Origin of the sequence: Phytohabitans rumicis (assembly GCF_011764445.1) — a bacterium.
GTDB classification, from domain to species: Bacteria; Actinomycetota; Actinomycetes; order Mycobacteriales; family Micromonosporaceae; genus Phytohabitans; species Phytohabitans rumicis.
Window position 1 is genome coordinate 4558708 of record NZ_BLPG01000001.1, and the last position, 14555, is coordinate 4573262.

16 protein-coding genes and 1 pseudogene are annotated in these 14555 nt (G+C 70.4%); 3 read left to right on the forward strand and 14 right to left on the reverse strand.

The window, feature by feature from the left end; all coding sequences use genetic code 11:
• Positions 1-187 precede the first annotated feature (187 nt).
• Both Prum_RS20420 and Prum_RS20425 read left to right on the forward strand, forming a co-directional pair.
• Positions 188-388 (forward strand): hypothetical protein, encoded by a 201-nt coding sequence (locus Prum_RS20420; RefSeq protein WP_173077967.1) that lies wholly within the window; start codon positions 188-190, stop codon positions 386-388.
• A gap of 1 nt (position 389) precedes the next feature.
• Positions 390-1043 carry a hypothetical protein gene (locus tag Prum_RS20425; protein WP_173077968.1) on the forward strand — a complete coding sequence of 218 codons (654 nt, stop codon included), beginning with the start codon at positions 390-392 and terminating at the stop codon, positions 1041-1043.
• A gap of 12 nt (positions 1044-1055) precedes the next feature.
• On the opposite strand, the gene Prum_RS20430 is transcribed toward Prum_RS20425, so the two are convergent.
• From Prum_RS20430 to Prum_RS20480, 11 genes are all read right to left on the reverse strand, one after another.
• Positions 1056-1544 carry a PIN-like domain-containing protein gene (locus Prum_RS20430; RefSeq protein WP_173077969.1) on the reverse strand — a complete coding sequence of 163 codons (489 nt, stop codon included), beginning with the start codon at positions 1542-1544 and terminating at the stop codon, positions 1056-1058.
• A gap of 4 nt (positions 1545-1548) precedes the next feature.
• Entirely contained in the window at positions 1549-1695 is a 147-nt protein-coding gene (locus tag Prum_RS51705) for a hypothetical protein (protein WP_246277993.1), read from the reverse strand.
• A gap of 44 nt (positions 1696-1739) precedes the next feature.
• Entirely contained in the window at positions 1740-2165 is a 426-nt protein-coding gene (locus tag Prum_RS20440) for a MerR family transcriptional regulator (RefSeq protein ID WP_173077971.1), read from the reverse strand.
• Between the two features lie 96 nt (positions 2166-2261).
• The gene (locus tag Prum_RS20445; RefSeq protein ID WP_173077972.1) at positions 2262-3923 is read right to left on the reverse strand and encodes a sodium/solute symporter; all 1662 of its coding nucleotides are present in this window, start codon (positions 3921-3923) and stop codon (positions 2262-2264) included.
• Positions 3923-4318: a DUF485 domain-containing protein gene (locus tag Prum_RS20450; protein ID WP_173077973.1), complete on the reverse strand. Its 396-nt coding sequence runs from the start codon at positions 4316-4318 to the stop codon at positions 3923-3925. The genes Prum_RS20445 and Prum_RS20450 overlap by 1 nt, the downstream gene beginning before the upstream one ends.
• A 41-nt stretch (positions 4319-4359) precedes the next feature.
• Positions 4360-5673, reverse strand: coding sequence for a TolB-like translocation protein (locus tag Prum_RS20455; protein WP_173077974.1), 1314 nt, complete (start codon positions 5671-5673; stop codon positions 4360-4362).
• Entirely contained in the window at positions 5670-6185 is a 516-nt protein-coding gene (locus tag Prum_RS20460) for a SigE family RNA polymerase sigma factor (RefSeq protein ID WP_173077975.1), read from the reverse strand. Before Prum_RS20460 ends, Prum_RS20455 begins: the two co-directional genes overlap by 4 nt.
• Positions 6186-6234: 49 nt before the next feature.
• Positions 6235-6990 (reverse strand): LytR/AlgR family response regulator transcription factor, encoded by a 756-nt coding sequence (locus Prum_RS20465; RefSeq protein WP_173077976.1) that lies wholly within the window; start codon positions 6988-6990, stop codon positions 6235-6237.
• Positions 6987-8198: a sensor histidine kinase gene (locus Prum_RS20470; protein WP_173077977.1), complete on the reverse strand. Its 1212-nt coding sequence runs from the start codon at positions 8196-8198 to the stop codon at positions 6987-6989. The genes Prum_RS20465 and Prum_RS20470 overlap by 4 nt, the downstream gene beginning before the upstream one ends.
• 18 nt (positions 8199-8216) lie before the next feature.
• A complete protein-coding gene (locus Prum_RS20475; protein ID WP_173077979.1) occupies positions 8217-9722 on the reverse strand; it encodes a sugar transferase in 1506 nt (501 codons plus the stop codon).
• Positions 9723-10010: 288 nt separating this feature from the next.
• Complete coding sequence (locus Prum_RS20480) at positions 10011-10871, reverse strand: Fpg/Nei family DNA glycosylase (RefSeq protein ID WP_173077981.1); 861 nt, start codon at positions 10869-10871, stop codon at positions 10011-10013.
• Between the two features lie 25 nt (positions 10872-10896).
• Between Prum_RS20480 and Prum_RS20485 the strand changes: the two are divergent.
• Positions 10897-12062 (forward strand): annotated as a pseudogene (locus tag Prum_RS20485) (glycosyltransferase).
• Here the strand turns inward: Prum_RS20485 and Prum_RS20490 are convergent.
• Genes Prum_RS20490 through Prum_RS20500 form a run of 3 tightly spaced genes read right to left on the reverse strand, consistent with a single transcriptional unit; the run spans position 12040 to position 14511 of the window.
• Positions 12040-12750, reverse strand: coding sequence for a CDP-alcohol phosphatidyltransferase family protein (locus Prum_RS20490; RefSeq protein ID WP_173077983.1), 711 nt, complete (start codon positions 12748-12750; stop codon positions 12040-12042). The pseudogene Prum_RS20485 and the gene Prum_RS20490 sit on opposite strands and share 23 nt — an antisense overlap.
• The gene (locus Prum_RS20495; RefSeq protein WP_173077985.1) at positions 12728-13792 is read right to left on the reverse strand and encodes an iron-containing alcohol dehydrogenase family protein; all 1065 of its coding nucleotides are present in this window, start codon (positions 13790-13792) and stop codon (positions 12728-12730) included. The genes Prum_RS20490 and Prum_RS20495 overlap by 23 nt, the downstream gene beginning before the upstream one ends.
• A complete protein-coding gene (locus Prum_RS20500) occupies positions 13780-14511 on the reverse strand; it encodes a phosphocholine cytidylyltransferase family protein (protein WP_173077987.1) in 732 nt (243 codons plus the stop codon). Before Prum_RS20500 ends, Prum_RS20495 begins: the two co-directional genes overlap by 13 nt.
• Positions 14512-14555 lie beyond the last annotated feature (44 nt).

A 14555-nucleotide genomic window follows, 5' to 3' on the forward strand; every position in this document is an offset into this window, starting at 1 on the left:
GTCCGGCACTCTATGCACCGCCTATGGAGGGCTGCGGTGCGTGTTGTGAACGACCTGTGGAGATCAGGGCGCGATGTTGCCCCCTTGGCGTGGGCGTTCTTCAGATGGTGCACGGATGCGCGATGTGCCGCTTGATCGGTTGAAATACGGGGTGGAAGCGCTGTAGTCCCCTTCCTACTATGAGCCCATGACCACGAATGTGGAGTACGACGACGGCCTGGATGTCGAGTCGTTCCGGTTCACGCGCGAGACCCAGATGCAGTTCATCGAGGACGAGCTTCGCGAGTTGGGCATCACCAAAGAGGAGCTTCGCGCGCAGGCCGCAGAAGGGTATTTCACCAACGCTCGTGTTCGTTACGTGTGGATGATGGGTCGTGAGCTTATCTGACGTGGAGCGGCAGGCCCGCGAGTTTGCGTCGAGCCTTCAGAGGGTTCTCAACGCCACCGTGTGCCGCACCGCTCGGGTGGGGACGGCGTTGTCAAACGCTCCCGCCGGCCATGTCACTATCGGGACTGGCGTCACCGCACGAAGCGCAAAGCCCATTCCGGTGGGCTTGACGATCGACGGCACTCAGCCGCGCTGCTGGCTGCGGGTGGAGTACATCGCCTGGCTCAAGGAGGGATACCTGACAGTGCGCGAGTCGGTGTTCACGCTGAGCGCCGACCCGTACGGTCGGGAGGAGGTCTTCCACTACGACTACGAGCGAGATAAGCACGAGCGGGATGGTTACACCGAGGCACATCTGCAAATAGTTGGCGAATCGCCGCCAATGAAAACGCTTCTCACTACTGCGGGTCGCTCGAAGGACCCCATGGCGAAGCTGCATTTCCCGGTCGGTGGGCGGCGGTATCGTCCGTCGCTGGAGGACGTCATCGAGTTTCTTGTCAACGAGCGGCTCGTCCGGGCCCGCGACGGCTGGCAAAAGGTGCTCGACGCCAGCCGAGAAGAGTTTCGTGACCGGCAACTGTGCGCCGCCATCGGGTTCCGACCGGATGTCGCAATCGGAGAGCTGCAACGGCTGGGCCACCTCGCGACAAGATAGCTACTGTCCCCGTCAGGCGCCGTCTCGGCTTCGTGGCACGCGGCGCCTGCTTACGGTCCGGCGGCCGGGCCAGTACTGCGTGGGCGGATCCTTCTCGGGATCGGTGATCGTGAACTGTGTCTCTTTGCACCGGACCAGCTTGAGCACGACCAACCGTTGCGCCGGCTCGGCGTCCAGGCGCGGGATCACCAGCGGCAGCCCGGCGATCACCGTCGCGACGGCGCTGGCCGTCATCGCGGTGCCGCTTCCCGACCGGTCGAACCGGACGTGGTGGGTGCCGGCCTTCTTGATCGCGCGGCACTCCTCATGATCTTCGAGTTGGTCAACGTCAGCCGTTACGAGCACGGCGTATCCGCGGCGCTTCATGTCGGGGATGAGGTTGACGTCTTGCTTTCCTTTCCAGCCAATCTTTTGCACATGGTCAATCCTATGACCGGACAGAAGGGAACGGAGTGGAGCGAGGACCAACTCAGGCACCTGCTCGTCGAGAAGAATGTCCACGGCGCTAAGCGGCTCGGCCATACTCGCGCACGTACTGGTCGAATGCGACGGCTCCGGCCACGCCGACGTCACTGACCGAGGGATAGAACTGGCGTATGCCTTCGCCGTCGAAACCTTCGGCGGCGAGCGAGGCGACGGTGTCGTACGGCACGCGACTCTCATCGATTACCGGATATCCGCGCAGGACCAGGGAGTCTATTCGCAGCCCAGGCTTGGGATGGGCGAGGGGACCACGGTGGCCCCGGTCCACCCAACGAACTCTCCCAGTACGTCGCGCATGGTCACTAGCACCTGCTGGCCCGGACGCCTGAGGATGTCGACTGCCTGGTCTCCGACCCACACGATGGTGTCGTTGTCGGCGACAAGCTGGTAATTAGATAGGTGGTCGAAATCGTCGAAGTGTTTGAGATTGGTGACCGCCTTGCGGATCTTTTGCAGCGAGACCTCGGCGCGCAGATTAGCGACGGTGCGAACGGCGAGCAGGTCCCGGAAGCTGTACCGGATCTTTCCGGGACCGGCATGCTCGGGAATCAGCAGGGGATTTGGTCGGCGGCGCCAATGCGCAAGCTGCGCCTCGGTTACTCCGCCGAGGGCCGCGGTCAGCGTGGCGGTGTACGTCATATCGCCTTGCCTCCCTGCCTAATGTGATGTCGCGGCCGAGAATACCCGGCGAGGCGTTGCTGCGCTGACCCGATATTCGCGACATTCCCAATGGGATCAGAGTCGAAGGCTTTCCGGGGCGTGTAGGCGGAGCATTGTGGTGCCGACGTCCGCGGGCGTACGGCGCCGGGTGGCCAGCGACACGGTCACCATCACCGCGAATGCCAACGGCACGGTCCAGGCCGCCGGCTGGCCGACGAGTGCGGCCGTCCAGCCGTGCAGGGGCGGTCCCAGCACGGTGACCAGGACGGCGCCGGCAGCCGCCCCGCCGCCCGCCAGGATGCCCGCGGCCGCGCCCAGGTCGGTGAGACCGCGCCACCAGATGCCCAGCACGAGCAGCGGGCAGAAGCTGGAGGCCGCCACGGCGAACGCCAGCCCGACGACCTGCGACACGTCGAGGCTGGCCACGTTGAGCGCGAGCACCACCGGGACCAGCCCGGCGACCAGCGCGGCGACGCGGAAGTCCCGCACCGAGCCGCGCTGCCCCGGGCCGCGGTCGCTGGCGTGCGCCAGGACGTCCGTGGAGATCACGCCCGCGACGCTGGTCAGCAGGCCGGAGCTCGACGACAGGAAGGCGGCGAACGCCCCCGCTGCCACCAGCGCCGCCAGCAATTGCCCCAGCACGCCGGAGCCGACCACCGCGCTCGGCAGGAGCAGCACGACAGCGTCGGTCCGGCCGGTCAGCAGGAGTTGGGGGGTATAGACGCGGCCGAGGACGCCGTACAGCGTCGGCGCGAGGTAGAAGAGGCCCACGAGGCCCAGTACGACCAGCGTTGTCCGGCGCGCTGCGGCGCCATCCGAGTTGGTGTAGAAGCGCACGAGGACGTGCGGCAGGCCCATTGTGCCCAGGAAGGTCGCCAGGATCAGGCTGTACGTGCCGAAGAGCCCACCCGGTTCGTTGCCGGGCAGCAGCCAGTCCAGCCCTCCGGCGGTCTCCACACCGGACACCTTCGGCACCGGGTCGCCCGTTTGGAAGGACAGCTCTTCGCCGGGGCGTACCTCCTGTGTGGACCCATCGGGAAGGGTGAGGGTCGCGCGGTCCTGGACCACGACGGTGGTGTTCTGCTGAAACGTCAGGCCGTCCGCGGGGGTGATCGGCGGGCGCCCGTCGGCCTGCCAGTGCAGGACCAGGAATATGGCGGGTACGGCGAGCGCGGTGAGCTTCAGCCAGTACTGGAACGCCTGCACGAACGTGATCGCGCGCATCCCGCCGAGCGCCACGTTGATGGTCACCACCGCGCCGACCAGGAGGGCGCCCAACTCGTAAGGGCCGCCGGTGACCGTCGTGAGGGTAAGGCCCGCGCCCTGGAGTTGCGGGACCAGGTAGAGCCAGCCGATGAAGACGACGAACGCGGTCGCGAGCTTGCGTAGGCGGCGCGAGTGCAGCCGGACCTCGCAGAAGTCGGGCAGGGTGAAGGCGCCGGACCGGCGCAGCGGGGCGGCGACGAAGAGCAGCAGCGCCAGGTAGCCCGCGGCGAAGCCGACCGGGTACCACAGGACGTCGACGCCGTACTTGAGGATCAGGCCCGCCACGCCCAGGAACGACGCGGCGGACAGGTACTCCCCGCCGATCGCGGCGGCGTTCCAGGTCGGGCTGACCATGCGGGACGCGACCAGGAAGTCGGACGTCGTGCGGGCCAGCTTGAGCCCGTAGAAGCCGATGGCGACGGTGGCCAGCGTGACCGCGACGATCGCCGGGACGATGTACGGGTTGCCCATCACCGCTCCGGGCGGTGGACCACGGCGGTGAAGTCCTGCTCGTTGCGCTCGGCGAGGTGCACGTATGCCCAGCCGGTGACCAGGAGGAACGGGAAGGAGCCGACGCCCAGCAGCAGCCACGGCAGGCTGATGCCGACGATCTTTACCGTGCTGGTGGTGGGCGCCACCGCGAAGAGCAGCGGCAGCGCGCCCAGCCCGATGCCGACCACGACGGAGAGTCGCAGCGCGAGTGCGAGCTGGGCCCGGACCAGCCCGCGGACGAGCGCCTCGCCGACCCGGGTCTGCTCGGCCAGTTCGGCGCGGGTGCGGTCGTGGTCGCGCTTGCGCACCACGTCGGCCAGCACGATCCTGGTTCGCTGCGGCGGCACGCCGGCCACGGTGGTGGGCTCGTCCATGACCGGCAGTCTCGCCCACCACCGCCCGATGTCAAGGTCCGCTAGTGGATTGCGGCAAGATCAAGTACGTAGGACCCGCCTCGACCGTCCGACCACTGGACCGTCGAGTTCTCGAAACCGAACACGGTCATGCCTTCCAGGCTTTCCGAACGCGATCCGGGCTTGTTCCCGGTGTGGAACACGGCGGCCGTGCCCGTGTACCGGTCCCAGATGAACTCGGCCCGCCCGTCCGAACGCGCGATGGAGCCCACGCCGAAGCGTCCCTCGCGCGCCGGTTGCATGGCGAACCTGAGGTCGCCGTACGGCAGCACCTGGTATTCGGTGCCGTCGAGCTGCTGCAGGACCGGCTTGCCGTCGCTTGCCTGGCCCGCACACAGCACCGGGTCACAGCTCAGGTGCCGGGCATCCGGGTGCACGGTCCACGGCCGCCGCTCGCCGGTGGCCAGGTTCCACAGCGTTCCCTTGCTGGGGGCGGGCTTCTGGCCCGGCAGCGCCGCCTCTTCGGCGTTGGTCACCCAGGGCGACACACCGAACCACGTGTACCCCTCGCTGCCGGCGATCCGTTCGGCCGCTCCGCCGGAGACCGGCTGGCGGTACACGCCGGCCGACCCCTGGCCGTTAGCGTTCGTCTGTTGCCAGTAGACGGCGTCGCCGACGACGCTGATGTGCGGCACGGTCCGGTCGCCGGTCACCACGGCGAGCCGGCGGGGACCGCCCACCCCGTCGACGCCGGACGACCACAGCTCGAAGCTGCCGCCGCTGCGGCGGTTGACGGCGATCAGCCACACTGCCCGATCACCGACCAGGGCGGCCCCATCGGCCGAGTACCAGACCACGTCCGCGCCGATCTTGCTGTCCGGGTCGAAGAGTGGCCGGACCGTGTTCGCCTTGACGTCGAACACCGACGGTCCCGTCGGTCGCGGATCCGGCTTCTGGGCGACTATCCCGTCGGCCGTCAGCACGTACTCGTGGGTGGTTATCAGGTAGCGGTGCTCGTCGATCACGGCGACGACCTGGTACTGGCGGCCGTCCGGAAGGTTCTGCGGCAAGCGGCGTACGGCCTCGGGCCAGACCTCTTGCGGTGCCTTGGCGGCCGCGAAGTCCGGAACGACCCCGGACCACCACGACATGGCGACCGGCTCGGGCGGTGGAGCCGGTCTGCTCGGGCTGATCGCGGTCACCGTGCCGACGGTCGTGAGTACGACGGCGCACGCGGCCACGGCGGCGACCCGCCGGTTTCGGCGCTGCCGTTGCCGGTGCCGGACCCCCGATACGAAGTCATCGCCGGGCTGCGGCGTGCCGTCCGCGGCTGCGGTCAGGGCACGGGTCAGCGCCTCTTCGAGTTGGTCGATCATCGAGCCCTCCCACTGGTGACGCGCGGATGGGCGGGTGCCCACTTGGCGCGCAGCTTGTCGAGTCCGCGGGCGGCCTGGCTGCGTACGGTGCCGCGGGAGATGCCCAGCAGGGCGGCGATCTCGTCGTCGCCGCGCTGCTCGTAGTAGCGCAGGACCAGCACGGCGCGCTGGCGGCGCGGCAGTGCGCCGAGCGCCTGCCACAGTCCGGCGTCGGCCTCCGCGTTGGCGAGCCCCGGGTCGGCGTACCCCCGATCCGGTACCTCGCCGACCAGGCGCTCCCGGCGTAGCCGCCGCCACCGGCTGATGTGCAGCCGGGCCATGGTGGTGCGGACGTACCCCTCGGGGTCATCCCGACGCCGCACCCGCGACCAGCTCGAACCGAGCCGGGCCAGCGCCTCCTGCGCCAGGTCGGCCGCGTCGTGCGCGTTGCCGGTCAGTACATAGCCGTAGCGCACGAGCGCCGCCGAGCGAGACCGTACGAACTCCTCGAAGGCGATATCGGTGCCGTCCATGCCCACCCCTCGCACCCGGGACGCGGTCGGCCGGCGATCTGTTGCAGCGCTAGCGGTTCCAGTCCTGTTTGGCGGCGCGGACCAGCTTGTCCTTGAGCTCGCGGGTGTGCCGGCGGGAGACCGGGAGTTCGGTGTCGTCGACCACGACGACGTACCCGGAGTTGGCGAGGCGCAGCTCGGCGATGAGGCGCAGCTGCACCAGGTACGACCGGTGGATCCGGACGAATCCGGCGTCGGCCCAGCGCTCGGCGAGCGTCGCCAGTGGTACGCGTACGAGGTGGGAGCCGTCGGCCGTGTGTAGCCGGGCGTAGTCACCCTGGGCCTCCACCCAGCGCACCGCCGAGCGGGGGAGCATCCGGGTGGTGCCGGCCAGCTCGACCGGGATCGTGGGGTCTTCCTCGGCTCGGGTCGCGGCGGCGGGGTGGGCGGACACCATGCGCGAGCTGACCACCCGGCGCAGCGATTCGGCGATCCGCTCGGACTGCACCGGCTTGCGGACGTAGTCGGTCACGCCAAGGTCGAAGGCGTCCACCGCCGCGTCGTCGTACGCGGTGACGAAGACGATCGCGGGCGGCCGGGCGAAGCGCCGCAGCACCCGGGCCAGCTCCATCCCGTCGAGTCCGGGCATCCGGATGTCCAGGAAGACGACGTCGACATCGGTGTCGCGCAGCACCCGCAGCGCCTCGGTGGCGTCGCCGGCGGTGTGCAGGCGGCCGACCCGCGGATCAGTGCGCAGCAGGTACGCCAGCTCGTCCAGGGCGGGGGGTTCGTCGTCGACCGCGAGCACCCGGAGGAAGGCGGTCATAGCCCGGTCCTGACCGCCGGATGGAACTTCGGCACCCGCATGCTCACCTTCGTACCCGCTCCCAGACCGGTTTCCACCACGAGCCCGAACTGGTCACCGAACACCGACCGCATCCGTTCGTCCACGTTGGACAGACCGACGTGGCCCGACTCGGCGCCGTCGGCCGCCTCGGCGACGCCGGCGACAAGTACGGCCGGGTCCATGCCCACACCATCGTCTTCGACGGTGATGTGGCATTCCGCCCCGGCGTCCCGAGCCTCGATGCTCACCATACCCATGCCCGGTTTGCGGGACAGGCCGTGCCGGACCGCGTTCTCCACCAGCGGTTGCAGGCACAGGAACGGCAGGCCGACGGGCAGTACCTCGGGCGCGATCTGCAGCCGTACCTGGAGGCGGTCGCCGAAGCGGGCGCGCTCGATGGTCAGGTATCGGTCGATGGACCGTAGTTCCTCCGCGAGCGTGGTGAATTCACCGTGGGCGCGAAACGAGTACCGGGTGAACTCGGCGAACTCGAGGATCAGCTCGCGGGCGCGTTCCGGATCCGTCCGGACAAAGGACGCGATAGCCGACAGCGCGTTGTAGACGAAGTGCGGGCTGATCTGGGCCCGCAGTGCCCGGACCTCCGCTCGGGCGAGCAGCTCCCGCGACGAGTCCAGCTCGGCGAGCGCGAGCTGGGCGCCGGCCCACCGGGCCGTCTCCAGCGTCGCCTGTACGAGGCCCGGCGCCGGCTGGTCGTCCGCGATCGCGACCAACGCGCCCGGTGCCGTTTCGTCGGGGCGGGTCAGCGGGGCGACGACCGCGCCCCGGATCGGGCAATCCACCCGGTCGCAGGGCAGCTCCGCGTGGCCGAGCACGGTGGAGCGGTTGGCCTCGACGGCCCGCTTCGCGGCGGCCACGAGCTGTGCCGAGTGGTGCATGCCCCGGCCGTCGAGGGCCAGCACGCTGTCCGAGTTGACCAGGGCCAGCCCGGCCGCCCCGACGAGCGCGCGCAGGTGCCGGATCGCCTTCGCGGCACTGGCCTGGCTCAGGCCGGTACGCAGCGGATCGGCGGCGAGCCCGGCGGTGTGCAGCACGTCGTACGTCGCGCGCTGGGTGGCGGTGGCGATCGCGCGCCGGGCGCGCAGGCGGGCGACCGCCCAGACCGCCGCGGCCAGCGCGCTGATCAGAGCGAGGACCGCGAGCGCTGCCGAAACGTTAGCTGGGCTCACGCCCGAATCATGGCACCTTTAGTAGGCACCCTTGCGGGCGAGAACCACGCCGACCGTGCGCCACAGGATGTTCAGGTCGTAGGCGAGCGACCAGTTGTCCACGTAGTACAGGTCGAGCCGGACGGCCTCGTCCCAGGACAGGTCGGAGCGGCCGGACACCTGCCACAGGCCGGTGATGCCGGGGCGGACCAGCAGCCGGCGCCGGACGTCGCCGAGGAAGTCACCGTCGTCGGCCGGCAACGGTCGCGGTCCGACGAGCGACATCTCGCCCCGGAGCACGTTGATGAGCTGCGGCAGCTCGTCGAGGGAACTGGCCCGCAGGAACCGCCCGACCGGGAAGACCCGCGGGTCCTCCTTGATCTTGAAGAGCATGCCGTCGGACTCGTTCTGGTCGACCAGGGTCGCGAGCCGGTCCTCCGCGTCGACGTACATGGTCCGGAACTTCCAGACCCGGAACGTCCGGCCCTCGTGACCCACCCGGGGCTGCCGGAAGAAGACGGGGCCGCGGTCGGACATCTTGATGGCCACCGCGATGACGGTGAGGAGCGGCGCCAGCAGCAGCAGGCCGAGCCCGGCGGCCACCCGGTCGAGCAGATTCTTCGCCAGCCAGCCGATCCCGGACAGGGTCGGCTCCTCGACGTGCAGCAGGGGCAGGCCCTCGATCGGCCGGATGTGCACGCGTGGCCCGGCGATGTCGGTCAGCTGCGGCGCGACCACCAGGTCGACACCGGTGCCTTCGAGCTGCCAGGCCAGGCGGCGCAGCTCGCCGGGCTCGGCACTGGCCGAGCCGCACACCGCGATCGTGTCGGCCCCGACCTCGCGCACGAGGGTGAGCACGTCGCGCCCGGCGTACACCGGGACCGGCGTATCGATTCCGCGCGCGGCGGCGTACCCGTCGGTGATGTGGATGGCGACCGGGATCAGGCCGGCGGACGGGCTGCGGGTGACCGCCGTGTAGACCTCCAGGGTCTCCGGCAGCGTGCCGACCAGGAGCATCCGGTGGGCCGCCTGCCCGGACCGCTTGCGGACCTGGTGCAGTACGAAGCGGGCGGAGTACCTGGCGATGAGGATGGCCAGGGTGGCGCCGACCAGGGCGGTGGCCACGGTGAGTCGGGACAGGTCGGTCTTGGTGGCGAACGCGAGGAACGACACGCTCGCCATGACCGTCACCGAGGCGCGTACGACGCGTTTGAACTCATCGGTGCCGAGGCCGAGATAGCGGCGGTCGTAGGCGCCGTTGCCCCACAGCATGATGAGCCAGCCGACGGGCAGCAGGACGTACGCCACGGTCTTGAACCACGCCTCGTCGGCGTCCTGGAAACCGGAGACCGCCTGGTCGTACGCGGAGATGGAGATGAAGCTCGCCAGCGCGGCCGCGCCGTAGTCGAGGAACAGGAGCGCCACGGTGTAGGGACGGTGCCAGCGCGACGCCCGGCGGTGCGCGCGCGCCCAAGCGGACCGCGGCACGCCGTTGTGCGGCGGTGGCGTCGGAGCCTGAATCTCGAAGCTGTCGACGTGACGCACGGTGCTGCTCCGGCCTGTGTTTGCTACCGGGCGTTGGAGGCTTGTCGTCACCTCACCTACGTCCTCCCGCTTTGCACGTGCCGCCCATGTGCCGTCAGGCTCGGGACTGACCACCGCACCAGTCTCCCACGGCTACCGCGGCAGATCGGCGACCCGAGAGACAATACGCCCCACGGTGATCGAATGGGACCAGCGACCGAGTCACTATACCGATGGATGCCCGAAATGAAGGCGCCCATCGGGCCCGGTTTACGGATCCGAACGGCATTGTTTACCTCGCGGATCCGGTTAGCGCACGAGCCGTGACAGTCTGCGATCGGCAAGTGGCTTTCCGCCCGTCTGGCATGTCGGGCAATACTGCAGGCTGGAGTCGGCAAAGGACACTTCCCGCACCGTGTCGCCACACACCGGGCAAGGCAGGCCGGTCCGGGCATGCACCTGAAGTCCGGACCGCTTTTCGCCCTTGAGCTCCGCGGCCCGCTGGCCGACCGAACGGGCCACCGCGTCATTGAGTACGTCCCGCAATGCGCTGTGTAGTCCCGCCATCTGCTCGTCGGTCAGCCGGGTGGTGATGGCGAACGGCGACAGCTTCGCGGCGTGCAGGATCTCGTCCGAGTACGCGTTGCCGACGCCGGCCAGCACCTCCTGCTCGGTGAGGACGCCCTTGACCTGGCCGCGCCGGCCGCGTAGGCGCTCGGCGAACGTCGGCAGGTCGGCGGCCAGGGCGTCCGGGCCGAGCTTGGCGACGCCGGGCACCTGCATCGGGTCCTTCACCAGGTAGGCGGAGAGCTTCTTCTGCGTACCGGCCTCGGTGAGGTCGAAGCCGGAGCCGTCGTCGAGGCGTACGCGCACGGCGATCGGGCCCTTGCCGGGCTTGAGCGGTGCGGTGCCGGGGAACGCGTCGCGGTAGTGCAGCCAGCCGGCCCGGGCCAGGTGCACCACGAGGTGCAGATCGGCACCAAGATGGATGTCGAGGAACTTGCCGTGCCGGGACGCGCCCGTCAGCTCCAGTCCGGCCGCGGCCGACGGCGGCGGGTCGTACGTCTTCAGGGCGCTGATCGCGGAGATTTCGATCCGGTCGACGCGCCGTCCGGCGGCCCGCTCGCGAAGATACGCGGCGAGCGCCTCCACCTCGGGCAACTCGGGCATGTGACAAACGGTAGCTTCTAAAGCCGTGAAGGTGGTCGTCGCGCACAACCGCTACCGGGCCGCCCAGCCGTCCGGCGAAAACACGATCGTCGACCTGGAGATCGCCCAGCTGGCGGCGGCCGGGGTCACGGTGCTGCCGTTCCTGCGCAGCTCCGATGAGATCGCCGACCTGCCCAAGGCGAGCAAGGCGCTGCTGCCGCTGGCGCCGATCTACGCCCCGGGCGCCCAGCGCGACCTCGCCGCGCTCATCCAGGAGCATCGCCCGGACGTGCTGCACCTGCACAACCCGTACCCGTTGCTGTCGCCCTGGGTGGTGCGGACCGCGCACCGGCACGGCGTGCCGGTCGTGCAGACGGTCCACAACTACCGCCAGGTGTGCGCGTCTGGCCTGTATTTCCGGGACGGGGGCATCTGCCAGGACTGTCGCGGGCGTTTTGTAGGGGTTCCGGCTGTGGTGCACCGGTGCTACCGGGGCTCCCGGGCGCAGAGCGCGCTGATGGCGACCGCCCTCGCGGTGCACCGGCCGACCTGGCGCTCGGTCGACAGGTACATCGCGCTCACCGAGGCGATCGCCGAGCACCTGCGCGACTACGGCATCCCGGACGACCGGATCGTGGTCAAGCCGAACTCGGTGCCCGACCCGGGGGCGCCCGCCCCGCTCGGCGACGGGTTTCTCTTCCTCGGCCGGCTCTCCCCGGAGAAGGGCGTCGGCCTGCTGCTCGACGCCTGGCGCCGGCATCCGGACGGGGCGGTTGGGCGGCTGCGGATAGCCGGCGACGGCGAGCTGCGCGGGCTGGTCGAGGAGGCGGCCGCGAGCCGCGACGACGTCGAGTTCCTCGGCGTGCTGGACCGGGACGGGGTACGCGCCGCCGTGCGCGACGCCGCCGTCGTGCTCGCCACGTCGACCTGGCACGACGTCCTGCCCACGGTGGTCATCGAGGCGCTCGCCGCCGGCCGGCCGGTGCTGGGTACGGCGCTGGGCGGCATCCCGTACCTGGTGGGCGAGGCCGGCTGGATCGTGCCCCCGACCCCGAGGCCCTGGCCGCCGCCCTGCCGGCCGTCCTTGCCGGGGCCGCGCCGCTGTCCCAGGTGGCCCGCTCCCGCTACGAGCACACCTTCCACCCCGACGTGGTCACCAAGCGCCTCATCGAGGTGTACGCGGAAATGTCTAGCGGGCCGCGCGGGCGCTGAAGGCGATGCTGGCCAGCAGGAAGCCGCCGTTGACGACGGTGAAGGCGGCGATGAACCAGACCGACCAGGATGGGGCCACGAGCAGCACCGCGGCGGCCACGAAGATCACCGCGCCGTAGTCGCGGATCAGCTTGACCACGCGTACGGGCAGCGACGTCGAGGGGACCATGCTCGCGGCGTTCGGGCCGGACTGCATCACCGAGGTGACCAGGTTGACCATCCAGGTCCCGGCGAACGCGGACACCAGCCACGCGGGCGTCGACGGGCGCTGCGCCACGGCGGTCGCCCCGAGCGCGGTGACCAGGGCGATCTGGGCGGCCACGTCGCACAGGATGTCGACCCGGGCGCCGGCCGGGCTGGTTCGCCCGGTCACCCGGGCGAGCTGGCCGTCCGCGCAGTCCAGGCCGTACGCCAGCTGCCAGCCCACCAGGGCGAGCAGGCCGACCGGCCAGGCGGGCACGCGCCCGTCCGCGACCGGCTCGGCCAGCGCCACGACGGCGACCGAGGTGGCGAGCCCGAGCACCAGGTTGGCGACCGTCAGCGTGGTCGGGGACAGGCCGAGGCGGTTGCCGGCCGCCGCCAGGATCGCGCCCAGGCGCTGGCTGACCGCCTCGCTGAAGAGCCCACCGCCGCGGTTGACGCGGTAGAACTCGGCCGGTCCGGGCCTACTTATCGTCGCCGACTGCATCGACGTAGTCTGCCAGCCGCGCCCGGATCTGCTCCGGCTCCATCGCGAGGTGTTCCAAGATCGTGTACCGGTCGGGGCGGGTCGCCGGCGCGTGCGCGACGACCTTGACGAAGTCGTCGTCGGTCAGGCCGAGGTCGCTCGGGCGGGTCGCCAGGCCGTGCCGGCGCAGGGCGGTCCTGAGCTGGTCAAAACCGGCCGTGTCGCCGCGCAGGTACGTGCAGAAGAGCGCACCCAGGCCGACCTGCTCGCCGTGCGACGCGGTGCCCGGCAGGAGCAGGTCGATGGCGTGCGAGACCTCGTGGCAGCTGCCGCTGGCCGGTCGGCTCGACCCGCAGATCGCCATCGCCAGCCCACCCATGATCAACGCTTCGGCGAGCGTGGTGAGAAACGCGTCGTCGGTGATCGTGCCGGGGTGGTTGAGCAGGGCGACGGCGCTGGTCCGGGCGAGCGCCACGGCGAGGCCGTCGATCGGCTCCCCGCGTACCCGGTGGGACAGCTCCCAGTCGGCGACCGCGTTGATGTTGCTGAGGGCGTCGCCGATGCCGGCCTGGGTCTGCCGGTCCGGCCCGTTCTCCACGAAGTCGAGGTCGACGACGACCGCGATCGGGATGTGTACGCCGTACGAGCCGCGCCCGCCGTCGTGGTCCAGGGAGGCGACCGGCGAGGCGATCCCGTCGTTGGCGAGGCTGGTCGCCACGGTCACCATCGGGATGGCGTAGCGGGACGCGGCGTACTTGGCGGTGTCGATGGTCTTGCCGCCGCCGATGCCCACCACCGCGTCGTACGACCGCTGGCGCAGCCGGTTGCCGAGCTCCAGCGCGGAGTCCAGGGTGCCGCCGGTGACCGTGAAGAGATCGGCGCGGCCCAGCCCCGGGCGGATCAGCTCGGCGATCCGCTCACCCTGGCCCGGCCCGATCACCACGGCCACGTCGCCGCCGCCGGAGATCCGCCGGTCGGCGAGGAGGCGGCCGAGCTCGGCCACCGCGCCCCGGCGTACCTCGATGGCGAGCGGCGTGTTGACCGTGCGGGCTAGTAGTGGCATGCGATCTCCCGGGCGCGGGCGAGATCGGCGTGGTTGTCCACCTCGACCCACTCCACCGCGCCGATCGTGGCCGCCCGCACCTCGCCGCCGCGGTCGGCGTACTCCTGGTAGCCGTCCTCGTAGTAGAGGTTGGGATCCCGGCGCCAGGTGGCCTCCAGCGCGTCGGCCAGGGCGGCGGCCGCGTGCGGCTCGATGAGCGTGGCGCCGATGTACTCCCCGAACGCCTCCGCCGGGTCCATCAGCTTGGTGATCCGGGTGAGCTGCCCGCCGGCGTCGAAGGTCGTCTTCATCTCCTCGTCGGCGAGCGACTTCACGTCGTCGACGGCGAGCAGGATGCCCGGTCCGCGGGCGGCCAGCAGGGTCTTCTCGATGCTCACCGGGTGCACCGTATCGCCGTTGACCAGCAGCGCGCCGTCCGCGAAGTGGTCCCGTGCCAGCCACAGCGAGTACGCGTTGTTCCACTCCTCGGCCTTGTCGTTGGGCACGAGGGTGAGCCGTACGCCGTACCGGTCCTGCAGCGCGGCCTGCCGGGCCTCGACGGCTCCGGCGGCGTACCCGACGACCACGGCGATGTCCCCCAGACCCACCTCGGCGAGGTTCCGCAGGGCGATGTCGAGGATCGTGGTCTCCCCGTCCACCGGGACCAGCGCCTTCGGAAGTGTGTCGGTGTACGGCCGCAGCCGCCGGCCCGCGCCGGCCGCGAGTACTAAGCCGATCATGACGACGTTCCTTCCCCGGCGGTTAACCTGCCCGACGCCGTGAG

Bases quoted from the DNA above. Each gene is read 5' to 3' on its own strand.
- Prum_RS20420 (WP_173077967.1), top strand. From the start codon at position 188: ATGACCACGAATGTGGAGTACGACGACGGCCTGGATGTCGAGTCGTTC.
- Prum_RS20440 (WP_173077971.1), bottom strand. From the start codon at position 2,165: ATGACGTACACCGCCACGCTGACCGCGGCCCTCGGCGGAGTAACCGAG.
- Prum_RS20445 (WP_173077972.1), bottom strand. From the start codon at position 3,923: ATGGGCAACCCGTACATCGTCCCGGCGATCGTCGCGGTCACGCTGGCC.
- Prum_RS20450 (WP_173077973.1), bottom strand. From the start codon at position 4,318: ATGGACGAGCCCACCACCGTGGCCGGCGTGCCGCCGCAGCGAACCAGG.
- Prum_RS20455 (WP_173077974.1), bottom strand. From the start codon at position 5,673: ATGATCGACCAACTCGAAGAGGCGCTGACCCGTGCCCTGACCGCAGCC.
- Prum_RS20460 (WP_173077975.1), bottom strand. From the start codon at position 6,185: ATGGACGGCACCGATATCGCCTTCGAGGAGTTCGTACGGTCTCGCTCG.
- Prum_RS20465 (WP_173077976.1), bottom strand. From the start codon at position 6,990: ATGACCGCCTTCCTCCGGGTGCTCGCGGTCGACGACGAACCCCCCGCC.
- Prum_RS20480 (WP_173077981.1), bottom strand. From the start codon at position 10,871: ATGCCCGAGTTGCCCGAGGTGGAGGCGCTCGCCGCGTATCTTCGCGAG.
- Prum_RS20490 (WP_173077983.1), bottom strand. From the start codon at position 12,750: ATGCAGTCGGCGACGATAAGTAGGCCCGGACCGGCCGAGTTCTACCGC.
- Prum_RS20495 (WP_173077985.1), bottom strand. From the start codon at position 13,792: ATGCCACTACTAGCCCGCACGGTCAACACGCCGCTCGCCATCGAGGTA.
- Prum_RS20500 (WP_173077987.1), bottom strand. From the start codon at position 14,511: ATGATCGGCTTAGTACTCGCGGCCGGCGCGGGCCGGCGGCTGCGGCCG.